This is a genomic window from Knoellia aerolata DSM 18566 (assembly GCF_000768695.1).
Taxonomy (GTDB): Bacteria; Actinomycetota; Actinomycetes; order Actinomycetales; family Dermatophilaceae; genus Knoellia; species Knoellia aerolata.
Genome location: NZ_AVPL01000015.1, coordinates 39,664 through 57,241, shown reverse-complemented (window position 1 = coordinate 57,241; position 17,578 = coordinate 39,664). Strand labels below are relative to the sequence as shown.

Here is a 17,578-nt window from a genome sequence, read left to right as displayed (position 1 = left end):
CGGTGCCGTGGCGGGTGCGCGCCGGGGTGCTCGAGGTGCTGCTCGTGCACCGCCCCCGCTACGACGACTGGTCGTGGCCCAAGGGCAAGCTCGACCCCGGGGAGGACTGGGCGACCGCCGCGGCCCGCGAGAGCGTCGAGGAGACCGGGCTCGAGGTGCGCCTGGGCCGGCCCCTGCCGGAGGCTCGCTACGTCGTGCTCACCAAGGCGGGCGAGCGCGGCGACAAGGTCGTCCGCTACTGGGCCGCCGCGGTGACCGGCGGCCACGGCCGCCTCGAGAACGAGATCGACGCGGTCGCCTGGCTCGACGTGACCGAGGCCTACGCCCGCCTCGACTACGCGCACGACCGTGACCAGCTGCGGTCCCTCGTCCGGGTCCACACCGACGGCGCCCTCGACACCTGGCCCCTCGTCGTCGTCCGGCACGCCCGGGCGGTGGCCCGCTCCGCCTGGACCCGCGACGACACGGAGCGGCCGTTGGACGCGCGCGGCCGCGAACGGGCGGCCGCCCTCGTCCCGGTGCTCGCGGCATACGGGGTCACCCGGGTGGTGAGCTCACCCTCCGTGCGGTGTCTCGACACGGTCCTTCCGTATGCCGTGTCCGCCGGCATCGAGCCGCGCACGAGGGGCGGCCTGTCCGAGGAGGGGTACGCCGCCAACCCGGGCAAGGCCGTGTCGCACGTCGACAGCCTGCTGCGGCGGGCCGAGCCCGTCGTCGTGTGCTCGCACGGGCCGGTGATGGGCGACCTGCTCGACGTCCTCGGCTCCCGCCTCGCGCTCGGCGGACCCGACTCGGTGGGGATGCTCGAGGCGTTCGCGCAGGCGCAGGAAGACCGGCTGCTCAAGGGCGAGGCGCTCGTCTGTCACGTGGCCGGCTCGGGCACGGATGCCCGCGTCGTCGCCGTCGAGCGTCACCTCCCCTAACCCCCCGACTTATTGCGCATTCCGTTCCCACGACCCCGACTCATTGCGCATTCCGTTCCCAGCGACCCCACTGGTTGCGCATTCCGGACGTGGGACCAGGCCCCGGCACGCTTGAACTGCTCGACAGGCAATGGCCGAACAGCGTTCACGCCTCGTTCACCCGGCACGGGCCACCGCGTCACCGGCCCTGCCTACCTTCAAGGCGTCGGCACACCCTGTCCGGCCCCATTCCATGTCCTTGTGAGAGGTACACACAGTGAAGATTCAGCGTCTCGGCGCGATGGCGTCCCTCGCCCTCGTCGGTTCGATCGCCCTGGCCGGCTGCGGCTCGGACAACAACACCGGCACCGACAGCGCCGGCGCTGCCGAGGGCACCGCCAGCTCGTCGGCCCCCGCCGACTGCTTCGAGGGCACCCTCAACGTCGAGGGCTCCTCCGCCCAGAAGAACGCCATCGACGAGGTCGCGGCGGGCTTCAAGGAGAAGTGCAGCGGCGCCACGGTCAACTACAACCCGTCCGGCTCCGGCGCGGGCATCAAGCAGTTCATCGCCGGGCAGGTCGACTTCGGCGGGTCCGACTCCGCACTGAAGACCGTCGAGAAGGACGGCAAGGTCGAGGCCACCGAGGCCGCGACCGCCTGCGGCTCGCCCGCCTGGAACATCCCCATGGTCACCGGCCCCGTCGCCCTCGCCTACAACGTCAAGGGCATCGACAAGCTCACCCTGACCCCCGCCGTCGCCGGCGACATCTTCTCGGGCAAGATCACCACCTGGAACGACCCGAAGATCGCCGCGGTCAACCCCGGCGTCGAGCTCCCGGCCACCGCCATCAAGGTCTTCTTCCGCTCCGATGAGTCGGGCACGACAGAGAACTTCACGAAGTACCTCAAGGCCGCGGCCCCGGCCAACTGGACCACCGAGCCGGCCAAGACGTGGGACGGCAAGGGCGAGGGCAAGGCCAAGTCGGCCGGTGTCGCCGAGGGCGTCAAGAGCACCGACGGTGGCCTGACCTACGTCGAGTGGAGCTACGCCAAGGACAACGACCTGGCCGTCGCGGCGATCGACAACGGCGCCGGCCCCGTCGAGCTGACCTCCGAGTCGGTCGGCAAGGCCATCGCCACCGCCGAGCAGACCGGCACGGGCAACGACCTCGCCCTCAAGCTCGACTACGCGACCAAGGTGCCGGGCGCCTACCCGATCAACCTCGTCACCTACGAGATCGTCTGCTCGAAGGGCAAGGACCCCGAGAAGCAGAAGAACATCAAGGCCTTCCTCAAGTACTTCGCGTCCGAGGAGGCCCAGAAGACGATCGAGGAGATCGGCTACGCCCCGCTGCCCCCCGAGGTGCAGACCAAGGTCGTCGCGGCGATCGACGCCATTTCCTGACCCCGGTCCTTCCGGACCGGTCGACCATCTGGTCCACTGAGGGGGCGGGGCCCGTCCGGCCCCGCCCCCTCTCCCCTTCCCCTCCTGAGAGGACGCGACCTCGTGTCATCGATCACCGGGCACAGCGCGATCGACGAGCTCCCCACCAGTGACGGTCGCCCCCCGCTCGAGGCCGACCGGGCCGGCACGGGTCGTCTCGGTGACCGCATCTTCGGTGGGCTGGCCACCGGCGCCGGGCTCCTCGTCGTCGCGCTCGTCAGCCTCGTCGGGGTCTTCCTCGTCGTCCAGGCCGTCCCCTCCCTCCTCAACAACAACGCCAACTTCCTCACCTCGCGCGAGTGGGTGGCGAGCGGCGCCGAGCCCCGCTTCGGGATCGTCGACCTCCTCTGGGCCACGATCGTCACCTCGGTCATCGCGATGCTCATCGCCGTGCCTCTGGGCGTCGCGGTCGCCCTCTTCATCACGCAGTACGCGCCCCCGTGGCTGACCCGGTCCGCGGCGACGCTCGTCGACCTGCTGGCCGCCGTGCCCTCGATCGTCTACGGCTTCTGGGGCCTCACCGTCGCGGGCCAGTACTTCGAGCCCTTCGCCGAGGTCGTCGACCGCGTGCTCGGCTGGCTGCCCGTCTTCGAGTACACCGGGACGCCGAGCGCGAAGAGCACCCTCGCGTTCGCGGGCCTCATCCTCGCCATCATGATCCTGCCGATCGTCACCGCCATCTCCCGCGAGGTCTTCGCGCAGGTGCCGACGACGCACAAGGAGGGCGCCCTCGCCCTGGGTGCGACCAAGTGGGAGATGATCCGCGTCGCGGTCCTGCCGTTCGGCAAGCCGGGCATCATCTCCGCGGCCATGCTCGGCCTCGGCCGCGCACTGGGCGAGACCCTCGCGGTCACGCTGCTGCTGTCGGCGCTCAACACGTCGTCGGCCTTCTCGTTCTCCATCTTCGGCGGCGGCGAGACCTTCGCGTCCCGGATCGCCAACGACGCCGGTGAGTTCGACTCCGCCCAGAAGACCGGCGCCTACATCGCCGCCGGCCTGGTCCTGTTCATCCTCACCTTCATCGTCAACGCGGCCGCCCGTGTCGTCATCGAGCGCCGGAAGGCCTTCACCGAATGAGCGCCGTCCGCACCCTCGACGAGTCCGCCCCCCCGGCCACGACGGGGGTCGACGACTTCGGCGGCAAGTCCACGGGACGGGCCCTCACCGACCAGCTCGCCCGGGTCGTGATGTGGGCGGCCTTCGTCATCGCCCTCATCCCCCTGGTGTGGATCCTCGGGACGACCGTCCTCAAGGGCGGCCAGATGCTGCTCGACGCCAGCTGGTGGGGCAACTCCCAGTCCGGCATCACCGCGCGCCGGGTCGGCGGCGGCGCGGTGCACGCGATCCAGGGGACGCTCATCCAGGCGTTCGTCACCGCGCTCATCTCGGTGCCGATCGGCGTGCTCACCGCGGTCTACCTCGTCGAGTACGGCCGCGGACGGCTCGCCAAGACCGTGTCGTTCATGGTCGACATCCTCACCGGCATCCCCTCGATCGTCGCGGCCCTGTTCATCTACGCCGTCTGGGTCGTCACCTTCGGCTTCCAGCGGATCGGCTTCGCCGTGTGTCTCGCGCTGACGATGCTCATGATCCCCACGGTCGTCCGCTCCACCGAGGAGATGCTCAAGCTCGTCCCCAACGAGCTGCGCGAGGCGTCCTACGCCCTGGGGGTGCCGAAGTGGAAGACGATCATGAAGATCGTCATCCCGACCTCCTTCTCGGGCATCGTCACCGGCGTGCTCCTCGGGCTCGCCCGCGTCATGGGTGAGACGGCGCCGCTCATCATCCTCGGCCCCTACACCAAGGTCATCGCGACCAACCTCTTCGACGGGCTCATGGCCACGCTGCCGACGATGATCTACCAGGAGTACAGCGAGAACCTCCAGCCGGCCGTCGACCGGGTCTGGGGCGCAGCCCTCACCCTCATCCTCATCATCTTCCTGCTGAACATCCTCGGCCGTTTCGTCGGCCGGTTCAGCAAGGTGCGGAACTGACCCGGCCGCGCACCCGGCATACCGACCTCACGACCCCTGACAGCAGAGAGAAACGACAGCACCCATGGCCAAGCGCATCGACGTCAAGGACCTCGACATCTACTACGGCGACTTCAAGGCCGTCGAGGGGGTCTCGCTCACCGTCGAACCCCGCTCCGTGACGGCCTTCATCGGCCCGTCGGGCTGCGGCAAGTCGACCGTCCTGCGCACCCTCAACCGCATGCACGAGGTCATCCCCGGTGGTCGCGTCGAGGGGAAGGTCACGCTCGACGACCAGGACCTGTACGCGTCGTCGATGGACCCGGTGGCGGTGCGCCGCACCGTCGGCATGGTCTTCCAGCGGCCCAACCCGTTCCCGACCATGTCGATCCGCGACAACGTCGCCGCGGGGCTCAGGCTCAACGGCGTCAAGAACAAGAAGAAGCTCGACGAGGTGGTCGAGCGCTCACTCAAGGGCGCCAACCTGTGGAACGAGGTCAAGGACCGCCTCGACAAGCCGGGCGCCGGGCTGTCCGGTGGTCAGCAGCAGCGGCTGTGCATCGCCCGCGCCATCGCCGTCGAGCCCCAGGTGCTGCTCATGGACGAGCCGTGCTCGGCGCTCGACCCGATCTCGACGCTGGCCATCGAGGACCTCATCAACGACCTCAAGAGCCAGTACACGATCGTCATCGTCACGCACAACATGCAGCAGGCGGCGCGTGTCTCGGACCAGACGGCGTTCTTCAACCTCAAGGCCACGGGCCAGCCCGGACGCCTCGTCGAGGTCGCCGACACCCAGAAGATCTTCAGCAACCCGACGCAGAAGGCCACCGAGGACTACATCTCCGGCCGCTTCGGCTGACCCCTCGCCCCGAGCCTTTCCCGACTTATTGCGCATTTCGTCCCAGCGACGACGACTGATTGCGCGCGGCGTTCACGGTCGTCCACAGGCGGAGCCCGTGGACCTCGTCATCCACAGGTCGCACCCTCGGGGGTGACCCGTCCACGGCTCGCGCGCGACGCTGTTGCGGGTGGACGACTTCGCTCTGCTCCCCCAACCCTTCTCCCGGCACGAGGCCCTCTCGCTCGGCTTCACCAGTGCCTCCCTGTCCCGTGCGACGAGCGCGGGCAGCCTCCAGCGGTTGGGCAGAGGCGTGTATGCCGTCCGCTCACCGTGGTCGGCCCACGAACCGTGGCAGCGCCACCAGTTCCTCAGCCTCGCCGCCGCCCGGCTGACCCCCGACGCGATCCTCAGTCACGCGAGCGCCGCGGCCGCCATGGGACTGCCGCACCCGGCATACCCTCCCGAGCGGGTCTCCATGACGCTGCTGGACGACGCGCGCACGAGCCGGCCCGACGACTGGCGGCGGTTCCACCGAGGGGCCACTCCGCACCGGCACATCGAGCTCGACGGCGGTCGGCCGCGGCTCACCCCCACGCGGACCGTGGTCGACTGCGCGAGGGTGCTGCTGCCGCGCGACGCCCTCGCGATCGCGGACGGCGCGCTGCGAGCCGGGTTCGTCACCCACGACGGGCTGCTCGCCATGCGCAGGCACCAACGACGGTGGCCCGGCGTCGCGTCGATGAACGGGATCCTCCTCCTCGCGGACGGCAGGAGGGAGAACTGGCTCGAGTCCGCCTCGGCCTGGGCCCTGGCGGCGTGGGCGGTGCCGGACCCGGTCCCGCAGGTCGAGGTCCTCACTCCTGATGGCGAGTTCCTCGCTCGGGTCGACGCCCTGTGGCCCGAGCACGGGGTCATCGGTGAGGCCGACGGTGTCGGCAAGTACCTGATCTCGGGCACGACCGAGCAGGCGGTGAGCAGCGCCGTGGCCGCGGAGGTGAGCGGTGAGAAGCGCCTGCTGCACCACGGCCTGGCCGTCGTGCGGTGGACACCGGCGGAGGCCGTGTCGGGTGAGGCGCTGCACGGTCGGCTCCAGCCGTACCTCACCCGGCCGCCGCTGCGGCACAGCGCGGTGTTCCGGTGCGGGTGCTGCCGTGCGCCCCTGGCCGAGTGCGAGGTCGACCGCCGTCTCAGGCGCTGGCGGATCCTCGTCCGCAAGGAGTTCGAGCGCTCCGTGTGGTGATGCGCCCCGGGGGGTGAACGTCACGCGCAATCAGTGGCCGTGCGGGGACCGGAATGCGCAATAAGTCGGGGAAGCGGGGGGGGGCCCGAGGGGTCAGATGCCGACGATGAGCTTGAGGAGGAGGAAGGACGCGGCGGCGACGAGGCCGGCGCCGGGGAAGGTGAAGACCCACGCCCCGACGATGTTCTTGGCCACGCCCCAGCGCACCGCCTTGAGCGACTTCGTCGAGCCGACGCCCATGATCGCCGAGGTGATGGCGTGGGTCGTCGAGATCGGGGCCCCGGTGCCGGTCGCGACGAAGAGGACGGCCGCGGCCGTGGTCTCGGCCGCGAATCCCTGCGGGGGGTCGAGGTGGATGATGCGTCGGCCGAGGGTGCGCATGATCCGCCACCCGCCGGCATACGTCCCGGCGGAGATCACCAGGGCACTGAGGACGAGGACCCACAGCGGGATCGCCGCGCTGTCGGCGGAGTGGAAGCCGCCGACGGTGAGCGCGAGCACGACGACACCGGCGGTCTTGGCCGCGTCCTGCATGCCGTGGCCGAAGGCCATGGCGGCAGCGGAGACGGTCTGCGCGTAGCGGAAGCCGCGGTTGACCCTGCCCGGGTGCGTCCGGCGGAAGAGCCAGAGGATCGCCGTCATGACGAGGTAGCCGACGATGAGGCCGACGACGGGCGAGGCGATCATCGGCAGGATGACCTTCTGGAACACGGCGTCCCAGTGGACGGTCGACGACGCGGCGATGGCCGCACCACCGAGGCCGCCGATGAGGGCGTGCGACGAGGAGGACGGGAGCCCGTACCACCACGTGAGCATGTTCCAGGCGATCGCGCCGATGAGGCCCGCGGCGCAGATGGTGAGGCCGACCGAACCCGCGGGCGCGTCGATGATGCCGCTGCCGACGGTCTTGGCGACCTTGGTGCCGAGGAAGGCGCCGAACAGGTTGGCGACGGCGGCCATGGCCAGGGCGATCCGTGGCGTGAGCGCACGGGTCGACACCGACGTCGCGATCGCGTTCGCGGCGTCGTGGAAGCCGTTGGTGTAGTTGAAGCCCATCGCCAGGGAGACGACGAGGGCCACCGGGATCCAGCTCTCCACGGTGGTCAGGACTCCTTGACGGCGATGCTCTCGACCTTGTGGGCCACGCTCTCGAACGCATCCGCTGCCGCCTCGAGCTCGTCGATGAGCTCCTTGAGCTTCATGACGAGGATGGGGTCGGCGCCGTCGGCGTTGAAGAGCTCGGCGAGCATCCGGCGGTACGCCTTGTCAGCCCGGTTCTCGAGACGGTTGATCTCGATCCAGTACGTGTTGAGGTCCTTCATCGAGCGCAGCCGCGGCATCGCCTCGACGGTGAGCTCGGCCATCCGCGAGAGGATCTCGACCTGCTTGACCACGCCCTTGGGGAAGCTGGCGATGCGGTAGAGCGCGACGAGGTCGGCCGCGGCGTCCATGTGGTCGATGCAGTCGTCGAGCGCGCTCGCGAGACCGTGGATGTCCTCACGGTCGAACGGCGTGATGAACGAGGAGTTGACCTTGCGGATGATCTCGTGCGTCGCCTCGTCGGCCGAGGTCTCCACCTCGTCCATCCTCTTGGCGATCGCTTCGCGTTCGACCTGAGTGTCCGCTCCGAGGATGGCGGTGAGCTCGGCGGCACCCTGGATGAGGTGGTTGGCGGACTGCGAGAACAGGTCGTAGAACCCGGTCTCCTTGGGAGTGAGGCTGAAGCCCACGAGAGTCGCTCCGAACGGCTCGAGGTCAAGTGTCGGAGGAAAGGCTACGGCCTGTCGGCCAGATCTCCGACATCGGCAGTCCAGGCCCCGTTCACCGGCTGTACGACGGGGTAGCGGTGCGTGGTGCCGGACCGGGAGCGCCTCACGGCGCGAGGCCGCTCGTAGCGGCTGATTTTGGGACCCGGGGCTGCCGCGGTCCGGCACCACCACTGAAGCCTAACGCGCGGTCGGGCGGGATGTGTTCCCGAACGATCGCCCGTCCCTGCGTGCCGTCGATGCCGTATGCCGGGTGAGTGCCGAGCGCGTATGCCGGGTGAGTGCCGGGCGCGTATGCCGGGTGAGTGCCGAGCGCGTATGCCGGGCGCACGCCGGGTGCGTGTGCCGGGTGGCTCAGTCGAGCTCGTCGACCCGCCAGAGCCGCGCGCAGGCCAGGAGGTCCTCGCCCGTGCGCTGCATCGCCGCGGCGGTCGTGGTGAGCGTCCCGGCGCCGGCCGGGTCGGTGCCGTCCCGGTCGTGGGCCAGGTCCGCCCGACCTGCGGAGATGACCGAGGCGAACGCCGCGGCACGCTCGAGCGCCACGGCGAGGTCGCCCGCGAAGACCCCGGTGAGGATGTCGTCGGCCAGGACGCGGACCTCGTCCGGTCCGGGGGGCTCGGCGATGCCGGCCACGGCGTGGGCGACGTCGGTGAACCGGATCCCCGCGGCATACTCCCGGCTCGCCTGGACGGGTTGGCGCCGGACCCACTCGCGCAGCGCGTAGAGCCGCCACAGCGCACCCGGGAGGCTCCGCGCCGGCCGCCCGGCCCAGAGGTCGGCGACGGTCGACAGGCCCAGGTCGTCGACGAGCGCGACGAGGCGGGCGGTGAGCGCCGGGTCGTGGGCGGCGCGACCCGTCCCGACGAGGACGGCCGCCGTCTGGTGGGCGATCTCGGTGACCTCGGCCGGGCCGGGCAGACTGCCGCCGTGCGCCTCGATCGCATCCGGGCCGAACGCGATCGGGCGACGGGGAACGCTGCGGCCGCTGTCTGTCACCGCTCCATCCTGCACCGTACGTTGAGGGCATGACGGACACCGCGGTCCCCGGGCCCTACGAGACCCTCCGCTGGGAGGCGGCCGACGACGGCATCCTCACCCTCACGCTCCACCGCCCCGAGGCGCTCAACGCGTTCACCGTGACGATGGCGCACGAGCTCGAGCACGCGTTCCGACGGGTCAACACCGACGACTCGGTGGCCGCCGTCGTCGTCACCGGCGCCGGACGCGCCTTCTGCGCCGGGATGGACCTGTCCCGCGAGGGCAACGTCTTCGGGCTCGACGAGTCGATCGCACCGACGCTCGACGACGTGCGCAGCCGTCTCGACGCCCCCGAGATCGCCGACGGCGTGCGCGACACCGGTGGTCGCGTCGCGCTGGCGATCTACGACTGCACCAAGCCGGTCATCGCCGCGATCAACGGCCCGGCCGTCGGCATCGGCGCGACGATGACGCTGCCGATGGACGTGCGGATCGCCTCGACCGCCGCCCGGATCGGCTTCGTCTTCGGGCGGCTGGGCATCGTGCCCGAGGCGTGCTCGTCGTGGTTCCTGCCACGGCTCGTCGGGGTCTCCCGGGCCCTCGAGTGGACGTACGCCGCCGACATCCTCTCCCCGGCCGAGGCCCTGGACGGTGGCCTGCTCCGATCGGTGGTGGAGCCGGAGGCGCTGCTGGACACGGCATACGAGCTGGCCCGGCGCTTCGTCACGGGCAGGTCCCGGGTCGCCACCGCCCTGACCCGCCAGATGATGTGGCGCAGCTCCGCCCAGCCCCACCCGATCGAGGCGCACCGCATCGACTCGCTGGCGATGTGGTGGACGAGCGTCCACGACGGGAAGGAGGGCGTGGCGGCGTTCGCGGAGAAGCGGTCCCCGTCGTTCACGTCCTCGGCCTCCCGCGACCTGCCGGAGTGGCTGCCATGGGACTGAACCGGTTCGTCGAGGCGCAGGACTCGGGCGGGACGTATGCCGCGGCGCTGGCCGAGCTGCGGCGCGGCCGGAAGACCAGCCACTGGATGTGGTTCGTCTTCCCGCAGGTCGCCGGGCTCGGTCGCAGTGAGATGGCGCAGAGGTATGCCGTGTCCGGCCTCCCCGAGGCGCGCGCCTACCTCGCCGATCCCGTTCTCGGGCAACGGTTGCGCGAGTGCTGCGCCGTGCTGCTGGGGCTGCCCGGATCGGACGCGGCGGCCGTGTTCGGGGGCATCGACGCCGTGAAGCTCCGGTCGTCGATGACGCTGTTCGCGCGGGCCGCCGAGGTCGACCCGGACCGGCAGCTCTTCACCGACGTGCTGGAGAAGTACTTCGACGGGGTCGAGGACGCGGCGACGACCGAGCGCCTCTGACACCGGCAGGTATCGTCTCCGCACGTGCAGGCGTTGCCTGCGCGGGCCTCTAGCTCAATGGTCAGAGCTGCGGACTTTTAATCCGTAGGTTGTGGGTTCGAGTCCCACGGGGCCCACCACCCTCCTCGGGCGCGCGCAGCTCCTCGGACGGACCCTTTCGACCACCTTCTGAGAGTGGCCTCTCACCCAGTGAGACATTTCGGCCATTCTGGCCCGCCGACTGCCCACCACCTGATATACGGGCTCGATCGCCTGCCACGGGGTTAGCATGTCCACCACTCCCACGGCCGTGCCCGCACGCAGGGGCCCCTCTCGGCCACAAGTCAAGCTCGTCCGGCGGGAGCTCTCCGCCGCAACCCCGAAACCCTGCCCCGGGAGTACGTGATGGGTCGATCCGTCAGAAACCGTTCGATGTTGGTCACAGCCCTGCTGGCGAGCCTCTTGGCGACGCTCGGCGGACCGAGTGCCGCACCCGCGAGGGCAGCGGCCGTCCCGGTCAACGCCACGGCGGCGTCGGACTGGAGCGGCGACGGCACGGCCGACGTCGTCGTGCCCTCGGCGACCGACGGCAGGCTGTGGCTGTACCGCGGAACCGGGACGAGTGGCTTCGCCGGCGCCCGCACCCAGGTCGGCAGCAACTGGGGCTCACTGGACCAGACCCGCCTCGTGGGCAACTGGGACGGTGTCGCCGGGACCGACCTCATCGCGCGCGACCCCGCCGGTGCGCTCTGGCTCTACTCGGGCAACGGCGCCGGCGGTTTCCGCCAGGCCCGGACCATCGGCAGCGGCTGGCAGATGTTCAGCCAGATCTTCTCCCCCGGGGACTGGGACGGTGACGGTCACCACGACCTGCTGGCCACCGTGAGGAGCGACGGCTCCCTGCGGATGTACCGCGGCACCGGCGCCGGAGGGTTCCTGGGCATGCGGGTCGTGGGCTCCGGGTGGTCCAGCCACGACGGTCTGATGCTCACCGGAGACTTCGACGGCGACTCGTCGCCCGACTTCCTCGCCCGCAACCGCGCCAACGGCCAGCTGCGGCTGTTCCGGAGCAACGGCTCCGGAGGCTTCGCCACGACCCGTACCGTCGGGACCGGTTGGAAGGGGTTCACCGGTCTCCTCGGTGTCGGCGACTGGTCCGGTGACGGCCACAGCGACGTGCTCGCGCGGACCACCGATGGCAGCCTGCGCCTGTACCGGGGCAACGGCGTCGGCGGCTGGCTCACCCCCTACCCCACCATCAGCACGGGCTGGAACGGCGTCCGCTTCCCCGACGCGGGACCGCTGACGACCACACCCACGCCGACTCCGACGCCCACCCCCACCCCGACGCCGACGCCCACCCCGACCCCGACGCCGACGACCACTCCCCCCACGCCGACGAGCCTGCCCCCGCTGGGCAAAGTCACCTATGCGGACCACGTCGCGCAGTGGAACGTGCTGTGCGGCAACGACCACGCTGCGGCGGACGACCCGATCGTGTTCCCGGGCCAGTTCGGCGCGTCCCACATGCACACCTTCTTCGGCAACAGGTCGACGAATGCCGCCAGCACCTTCACGAGCCTCAAGGCGACGACGTCGAGCTGCGGACGTGACATGGGGACGAGCGACCGCTCGGCGTACTGGGTCCCCTCGCTGGTGAAGAAGAACGCCGACGGAACAAGCTCGTTCGTCGGATCGCCACAGCTGAGCCAGATCTACTACCGCCGAGCGGGCGACGGCCGGGGCCCCGGGGTCTACCCGTTCCCTCCCGGCCTGCGGATGATCGCCGGCAACGCCAAGGCGACGTCCGACCAGCCGTCCTCGGTCGTGTCGTGGAGCTGCGGCCGCGGTGGCCCGGAGAGCCCGCACATGTTCCCCTGCCCGGGGGGCAGCTCGGCACCCATGGTCGTCGACCTCACCTTCCCCAGCTGCTGGGACGGGGTGCGCCTCGACAGTGCCGACCACAAGTCCCACATGGCGTATGCCGCGAGCACCGGTGCCTGCCCGACCAGCCACCCGGTCTCCCTCCCCCGACTGTCGATGGAGGTGGAGTACGTCAACCTCGGCGGCGGACCCGAGTACTCCCTGGCCAGTGGCGGCATCTACTCGTTCCATGCCGACTTCTTCAACGTTTGGGACGACCGTGTGCAGAACGCCCTGGTGGCCGCCTGCCTCAACGGCGCCCGCGAGTGCGCCAACATCAACCGCTCGGGCGACACCCTGTTCAGGCCGAGCTACGACCCCGAGCCGATCACCATCGACCTGAGGAACTTCTCGAGCACCTCGCCCTGGAGCGGCTGGACCCTCCAGTAGCCGACCATCGCACCGCCACCACCCATGACGGTGCCGATGCCGGGGATGCACCACTGAGAACAGCCTCGGGCGCACCACCTCTGTAGGTTGGGGGTCCGAGTCCCACGGGGCCCACCGACGGACTGGGGTACGCAGTGAAGATTCTCGTGACGGGCGCCAGCGGGTACGTCGGTGGCCGGCTGGTGCCGAGGCTACTCGAGCTGGGCCACGAGGTGCGCACCACCACGAGCGACCCGGACCGGGAGCAGCCGTGGTGGGCGGACGAGGTCGAGACGCAGGTCATGGACGCCCTCGACGCGGACCAGGTCTCGTCGGCCTGCGCGGGCGTCCACGCGATCTACTACCTCATCCACGGCATGGGCGGCGAGGACTTCGCGGCGGCCGACCGCGCGGCGGCCACCCACGTCGCTGAGGCGGTTCGCGCTCACGGCGTGGAGCGGGTGGTCTACCTGTCCGGGATCGTCCCTGACGTCGCGGACGACGAGCTGTCCGAGCACCTCACCTCTCGACGCGAGGTCGAGCGCATCCTCGGTGACACGCCCTCCACCCTGGTGGTCCTGCGCGCCGCCATCCTCCTCGGCAGCGGGTCCACCTCCTTCGAGATCATCCGCCAGGTCAGCCAGCGTCTGCCGGTGCACACCGTGCCCGCCTGGATGGACTCGCTCGTGCAGCCGATCGCCGTCGTCGACGTCCTCGAGGCGCTCGTCGGCGCCCTGGACTACAGCGGCCCCTCGCGTCACTTCGACGTGGGCGGGCCCGACCGGTTGCGCTACGGCGCGCTGCTCGCCGCCTACACCGCACACGCCGGCCTCACTCGCCCGCAGGTCACCGTCCCCCTGCTGCCCACGCAGCTCGTCGGCACGCTCGTCGGCAGCCTCACCGACGTCCCCCGGCCGACGGTGGAGGCCCTCACCGAGAGCCTCCACCACGACATGGTCGCCGGCGACGACGACTTCCGCGAGCTGCTCCTGCCCGTGGGCCACCGGCTGGTCGGTCTCGACGAGGCGTTCGGCAGGTCCCTGGCCGCACCTGCCCCCGAGGCCGCGAACGCCGACCCCATGGGCCCCCTCCCGCAGGACCCGGCCTGGGCCAGTGGTGGGGACGGCAGGCCCGCCCTCGCCAAGGTGGCCGACGCGGTCAAGGACGTCGCGACCCGGCGCTGACCCCGTGGCCGGGTGAGGGGCCCGCCTCCCACCGACCGACCCGTGCGTGCACCCCACGCCCGGTCCACTGCCACCTAGCATCGGGACCATGAAGCCGCTGGACGACGCCCACGCCCGACCTTCCGGTGTCAGCGACGCGACGGTGGAGGCCGTCGGCAAGCTCTCGGAGGCCTTCGAGGTCATCGAGGAGGCGAGGGGTGCCCTCTTCGCCTTCCACCGCAACCTCGGCCGGGCCGACCTCACGCTGGGGGAGGCCGTGGACCAGCTGCGCGCCGCCGGGCACGACCAGCTGGCCGACGACATCGAGACCGACCTCGTGGGCCGCAACGTCCTCGCCGGGCGGTGGACGTTCCAGGTCGTCGAGGAGTTCGAGGACGGCTACTACGCCGCCTTCCGCGAGCACGACCAGCGCGTCCGCGACGCGCTCATGGACGGTCGACGACACGTCTACGAGGCGGAGATGAAGCAGGCCCGGCGCACCCACGGCCGCCCCGGACACGAGGCCACCCCCCAGGACCGCTGACGGCCCAGCCTCAGAGCGGGACCGGCACGCCCCACGACGTGAGCACCTCGAGGGCGACCCCGACCGCGAGGCTGAGCAGGATCCCCCCGGCGAACCCGACGATCCCCGTGAGTCGACTGCCCGGGGACCGGCCGCGTCGGCGCCGCAGGCCGACGAGCTCGGTCACGGCATACGCGACGGCGCCCAGCGCGAGCGGAGCGCCCACGAGCAGCCAGAACCAGAACCACTTCGTCCCCACGCGCGTGGCCGGCCCGAGCACCAGCCGCCCCAGGAGGGCCACGCCGCCGAGACCGAAGACCCCGTCGAGGACGGAGCTGTCGGTGTGCCCGAACGGCCGCATCGCCACCCCGGCCTCACGCAGCTGGCGCACCAGCGCGGTGGACTCCCCGGTGGCGTCCGCCGACATCTCGGGCGAGACCGCGTCGTCGGGTCCTGCGACCGACCACCCGGTCTGGCCCCACGTGCGCCACACGAGGATCCCACCGTCGGGGTACCCCTCGGGCGCGGCGACGTCCGCATCCTCGGAGACCTGCGAGCCCACCCCGTCGGACATCCCCGCCTGCTCGGCCCGGGCGACGTCGAGCGGCCCCGTGTCGAGCGAGGACGCGGCATACCACTGCACCACCGAGCCGGCTGCGATGTCGGAGCGCAGCCGCTCGAAGGAGGAGGGGCGCAGTCCGTCGCTCCACGCTGCGACCCACATGAGGAGGCACACGACGACCACGCCGCCGCCGCACGCCGCCAGCACCCGCGCCGGCCACGTCGACGCACCCGCTGTCGCCACGCCCTCCCGGGCCACGGGACCCTGGCCCACCCCGATGCTCATGGCCCAGCGTGGCACGACAAACCCCCGCTGACCAGTGGTCAACGGGGGCCTGCGAGTCGGGTCAGTCGAACAGCTCGGAGAGGAACGACTTCTTGCGGCGCTGGCCGTGCGGCTGGCCGTAGTACCCCTTGCCCGGCGACGAGGAGTAGCGGGGCGCCTGCCCGTACGACTGGGCGGCGGGCTGCGCGTACGGGCCGCTCTGGGAGGGGTATGCCGGCTGCTGCGGGACCGGGGGCTGCTGCGGCGTGACCGGGGCCGGAGTCGCAGGCTGCTGGTGCCAGGCGTTCTCGGCGTTGACGAGGGCCTCCAGCTCACCGCGGTCGAGGAAGAGGCCACCGCAGCCGGTGCACTGGTCGACGTGGACCTGGTTGCGCTCGTAGTTGCGCATCTCGGACGCGCACTTGGGGCAGGTGAGGGTGCTCATGCCTGACCCAACGCCCCAACCGCGTCGGGAGTGCCCGCCGCCCGAGGACCGGCGGATCAGCCCGCCGCGCCGAGGACGTGGGGGAGGAGGAAGAGCATCCCCTGCGACCAGGTGAGGTGGGTGATGATCGGCCCGAGGATCCCACCGGTGACGCGACGCTGGAGTCCGACGACAAGGCCCACGATCAGCCCCGCGACGATGAGGAGCGGGATGCCGGCCGCGGCGGAGACCAGCGTGTAGATCACCGTCGTCACGAGCACCGCGTGCCTGCGTCCGACGGCGGCGAACAGGGCCCCGCGGTAGAACAGCTCCTCCGCGACCCCGTTGACCGCCGTGATGACCGCGACCACGGCCAGCGAGCCGTACGTCGCGTGGTCGAGCAGCGCGTCGACCGGCTCGCGCAGGACCGGGATCCGCGCGACGACGAGGGCCCCGGCGAGGAAGAGCGCGAGCAGCGCGCCACCGAGGACGAGCGACTGGACGATCGAGCGGCCCCCGTGGTCACCCGAGCGCGTGTTGGCCCGGCCGAGGTGCAGCGGCCCGGAGACGAGGGCGCCGACCGCCCAGACGATGGCCAGGGCGACGGCCGCGAAGTAGAACAGGTCGTTGCCCGCCGGGATGCGCAGGGCCCAGGCGTGCACCCCGAGCCCGACGACGAGCGTCACCCCCGCCACCACGCGCCGTCGCCGGAAGGCCGCGTCGCTCTCGGAGTGGTCCCGCGGGACGGGCTCGATGAGCGCAGCGTTGAGGAAACGTCGCAGTTCCGTGACGGGATTCGGCATGACGAGTGAGACGATGCCACAGATGACTTCCCCCCAGCAGCCCCGTGTCCTCGTGACGGGCGCGACCGGCTACATCGGGTCCCGCCTCGTCCCCGTCCTGCTCGAGACCGGCCACCACGTCCGGGTCCTCACGAGGTCGGCCGACCGGCTGCGAGCGCGCAACTGGGCCGACGACGTGGAGGTCGTCGAGGGCGACGCCACCTCGCGACGGGACCTCGACACGGCCCTGGCCGGCGTCGACGTCGCCTACTACCTGCTCCACTCGATGGACGGCAAGGACGACTTCGAGCACCGCGACCGCGAGCTGGCCCGCACCTTCGGGCTGGCGGCGCAGGAGGCGGGGGTCGGCCGGATCGTCTACCTGTCGGGCCTGCACCCCAACGAGGGGCACCTGTCGACGCACCTCGCCTCGCGGGTGGAGGTCGGCGACCTGCTCATGGCCTCCGGCGTCCCCACGGTCGTCCTCCAGGCCGCCATCATCATCGGCTCGGGCTCGGCGTCGTTCGAGATGCTGCGCCACCTCACCAAGAAGCTGCCGGTCATGGTCACACCCAAGTGGGTCAACAACCGGATTCAGCCCATCGCGATCGCCGACGTCCTGCACTACCTCGTCGGTGCCGCGACGATCAAGGAGGACCTCAACCGCAGCTTCGACGTCGGCGGGCCCGAGGTTCTCACCTACCGCGAGATGATCCAGCGCTACGCCAAGGTCGCCGGCCTGCGCCCGCGCACGGTGCGGACCGTTCCCGTCCTCACCCCCGGGCTCGCGAGCCACTGGGTCGGTTTCGTCACGCCGGTGCCCGCGGGTATCGCGAAGCCGCTCGTCGGGAGCCTCATCCATGAGGTCGTCTGCCAGGAGAACGACATCGACGACGTCGTCGGCCCGCCCGCCGGTGGGCCCACCCCGTTCGACGAAGCCGTGCGCGCCGCCCTCGGCGGTCGGGGCAAGGAGCGCCCGGAGCCGGGCACCGTCGACCCGGCCCACCTCACCGCGGCCGACCCCGACTGGGCCGGCTGAGCCGGACCGAGCCGGACCGATCCGGACCCAGCCGAGCCTGAGG

The 17,578-nt window shown here is 71.1% G+C and carries 18 protein-coding genes and 1 tRNA gene; 13 read left to right on the top strand and 6 right to left on the bottom strand.

Going from position 1 to position 17,578, the window contains the following annotated elements; all coding sequences use genetic code 11:
- Positions 1–2 precede the first annotated feature (2 nt).
- From N801_RS07925 to N801_RS07900, 6 genes are all read left to right on the top strand, one after another.
- Positions 3–923, top strand: a complete 921-nt coding sequence (locus tag N801_RS07925) for an NUDIX hydrolase (protein WP_035935920.1) — start codon at positions 3–5, stop codon at positions 921–923.
- A 256-nt stretch (positions 924–1,179) separates the two neighbouring features.
- Positions 1,180–2,307: a phosphate ABC transporter substrate-binding protein PstS gene (gene pstS, locus N801_RS07920; RefSeq protein ID WP_035935919.1), complete on the top strand. Its 1,128-nt coding sequence runs from the start codon at positions 1,180–1,182 to the stop codon at positions 2,305–2,307.
- Between the two features lie 102 nt (positions 2,308–2,409).
- Entirely contained in the window at positions 2,410–3,423 is a 1,014-nt protein-coding gene (pstC, locus tag N801_RS07915) for a phosphate ABC transporter permease subunit PstC (RefSeq protein WP_035935915.1), read from the top strand.
- Positions 3,420–4,340, top strand: coding sequence for a phosphate ABC transporter permease PstA (pstA, locus tag N801_RS07910; RefSeq protein WP_035935912.1), 921 nt, complete (start codon positions 3,420–3,422; stop codon positions 4,338–4,340). The genes pstC and pstA overlap by 4 nt, the downstream gene beginning before the upstream one ends.
- Before the next feature lie 64 nt (positions 4,341–4,404).
- The gene (gene pstB / locus N801_RS07905) at positions 4,405–5,181 is read left to right on the top strand and encodes a phosphate ABC transporter ATP-binding protein PstB (RefSeq protein WP_035935910.1); all 777 of its coding nucleotides are present in this window, start codon (positions 4,405–4,407) and stop codon (positions 5,179–5,181) included.
- A 169-nt stretch (positions 5,182–5,350) separates the two neighbouring features.
- Positions 5,351–6,403: a type IV toxin-antitoxin system AbiEi family antitoxin domain-containing protein gene (locus tag N801_RS07900; RefSeq protein ID WP_035935908.1), complete on the top strand. Its 1,053-nt coding sequence runs from the start codon at positions 5,351–5,353 to the stop codon at positions 6,401–6,403.
- A gap of 93 nt (positions 6,404–6,496) precedes the next feature.
- Here the strand turns inward: N801_RS07900 and N801_RS07895 are convergent, their stop codons facing one another.
- From N801_RS07895 to N801_RS07885, 3 genes are all read right to left on the bottom strand, one after another.
- Positions 6,497–7,501, bottom strand: coding sequence for an inorganic phosphate transporter (locus N801_RS07895; RefSeq protein WP_035935906.1), 1,005 nt, complete (start codon positions 7,499–7,501; stop codon positions 6,497–6,499).
- A gap of 5 nt (positions 7,502–7,506) precedes the next feature.
- Positions 7,507–8,133: a DUF47 domain-containing protein gene (locus N801_RS07890; protein ID WP_035935902.1), complete on the bottom strand. Its 627-nt coding sequence runs from the start codon at positions 8,131–8,133 to the stop codon at positions 7,507–7,509.
- A gap of 390 nt (positions 8,134–8,523) precedes the next feature.
- Entirely contained in the window at positions 8,524–9,165 is a 642-nt protein-coding gene (locus N801_RS07885) for a hypothetical protein (RefSeq protein WP_035935899.1), read from the bottom strand.
- 29 nt (positions 9,166–9,194) lie between these two features.
- On the opposite strand from N801_RS07885, the gene N801_RS07880 reads away from it, so the two are divergent.
- The 6 genes from N801_RS07880 (at position 9,195) to N801_RS07855 (ending at position 14,485) form a co-directional block, all read left to right on the top strand.
- Positions 9,195–10,094 carry a crotonase/enoyl-CoA hydratase family protein gene (locus N801_RS07880; RefSeq protein WP_035935897.1) on the top strand — a complete coding sequence of 300 codons (900 nt, stop codon included), beginning with the start codon at positions 9,195–9,197 and terminating at the stop codon, positions 10,092–10,094.
- On the top strand, positions 10,085–10,507 hold the full coding sequence (locus tag N801_RS07875; protein ID WP_035935894.1) for a DUF1810 domain-containing protein: 423 nt from the start codon (positions 10,085–10,087) through the stop codon (positions 10,505–10,507). The genes N801_RS07880 and N801_RS07875 overlap by 10 nt, the downstream gene beginning before the upstream one ends.
- 43 nt (positions 10,508–10,550) lie before the next feature.
- Positions 10,551–10,626 (top strand) — tRNA-Lys (locus N801_RS07870).
- A gap of 292 nt (positions 10,627–10,918) precedes the next feature.
- Positions 10,919–12,799 (top strand): DUF1996 domain-containing protein, encoded by a 1,881-nt coding sequence (locus tag N801_RS19675; protein ID WP_052112751.1) that lies wholly within the window; start codon positions 10,919–10,921, stop codon positions 12,797–12,799.
- A 134-nt stretch (positions 12,800–12,933) separates the two neighbouring features.
- Entirely contained in the window at positions 12,934–13,962 is a 1,029-nt protein-coding gene (locus N801_RS07860) for an NAD(P)H-binding protein (RefSeq protein WP_035935891.1), read from the top strand.
- Positions 13,963–14,050: 88 nt separating this feature from the next.
- The gene (locus tag N801_RS07855; protein WP_035935889.1) at positions 14,051–14,485 is read left to right on the top strand and encodes a hypothetical protein; all 435 of its coding nucleotides are present in this window, start codon (positions 14,051–14,053) and stop codon (positions 14,483–14,485) included.
- Positions 14,486–14,495: 10 nt separating this feature from the next.
- On the opposite strand, the gene N801_RS07850 is transcribed toward N801_RS07855, so the two are convergent.
- The 3 genes from N801_RS07850 to N801_RS07840 form a co-directional block, all read right to left on the bottom strand.
- On the bottom strand, positions 14,496–15,311 hold the full coding sequence (locus tag N801_RS07850; RefSeq protein ID WP_156996613.1) for a hypothetical protein: 816 nt from the start codon (positions 15,309–15,311) through the stop codon (positions 14,496–14,498).
- A 61-nt stretch (positions 15,312–15,372) separates the two neighbouring features.
- Positions 15,373–15,735 carry a TFIIB-type zinc ribbon-containing protein gene (locus N801_RS07845; protein ID WP_035935885.1) on the bottom strand — a complete coding sequence of 121 codons (363 nt, stop codon included), beginning with the start codon at positions 15,733–15,735 and terminating at the stop codon, positions 15,373–15,375.
- A 56-nt stretch (positions 15,736–15,791) separates the two neighbouring features.
- Entirely contained in the window at positions 15,792–16,517 is a 726-nt protein-coding gene (locus N801_RS07840) for a CPBP family intramembrane glutamic endopeptidase (RefSeq protein WP_035935882.1), read from the bottom strand.
- Between the two features lie 22 nt (positions 16,518–16,539).
- On the opposite strand from N801_RS07840, the gene N801_RS07835 reads away from it, so the two are divergent.
- Positions 16,540–17,535 (top strand): NAD(P)H-binding protein, encoded by a 996-nt coding sequence (locus N801_RS07835; protein WP_035935878.1) that lies wholly within the window; start codon positions 16,540–16,542, stop codon positions 17,533–17,535.
- Positions 17,536–17,578: the final 43 nt, after the last annotated feature.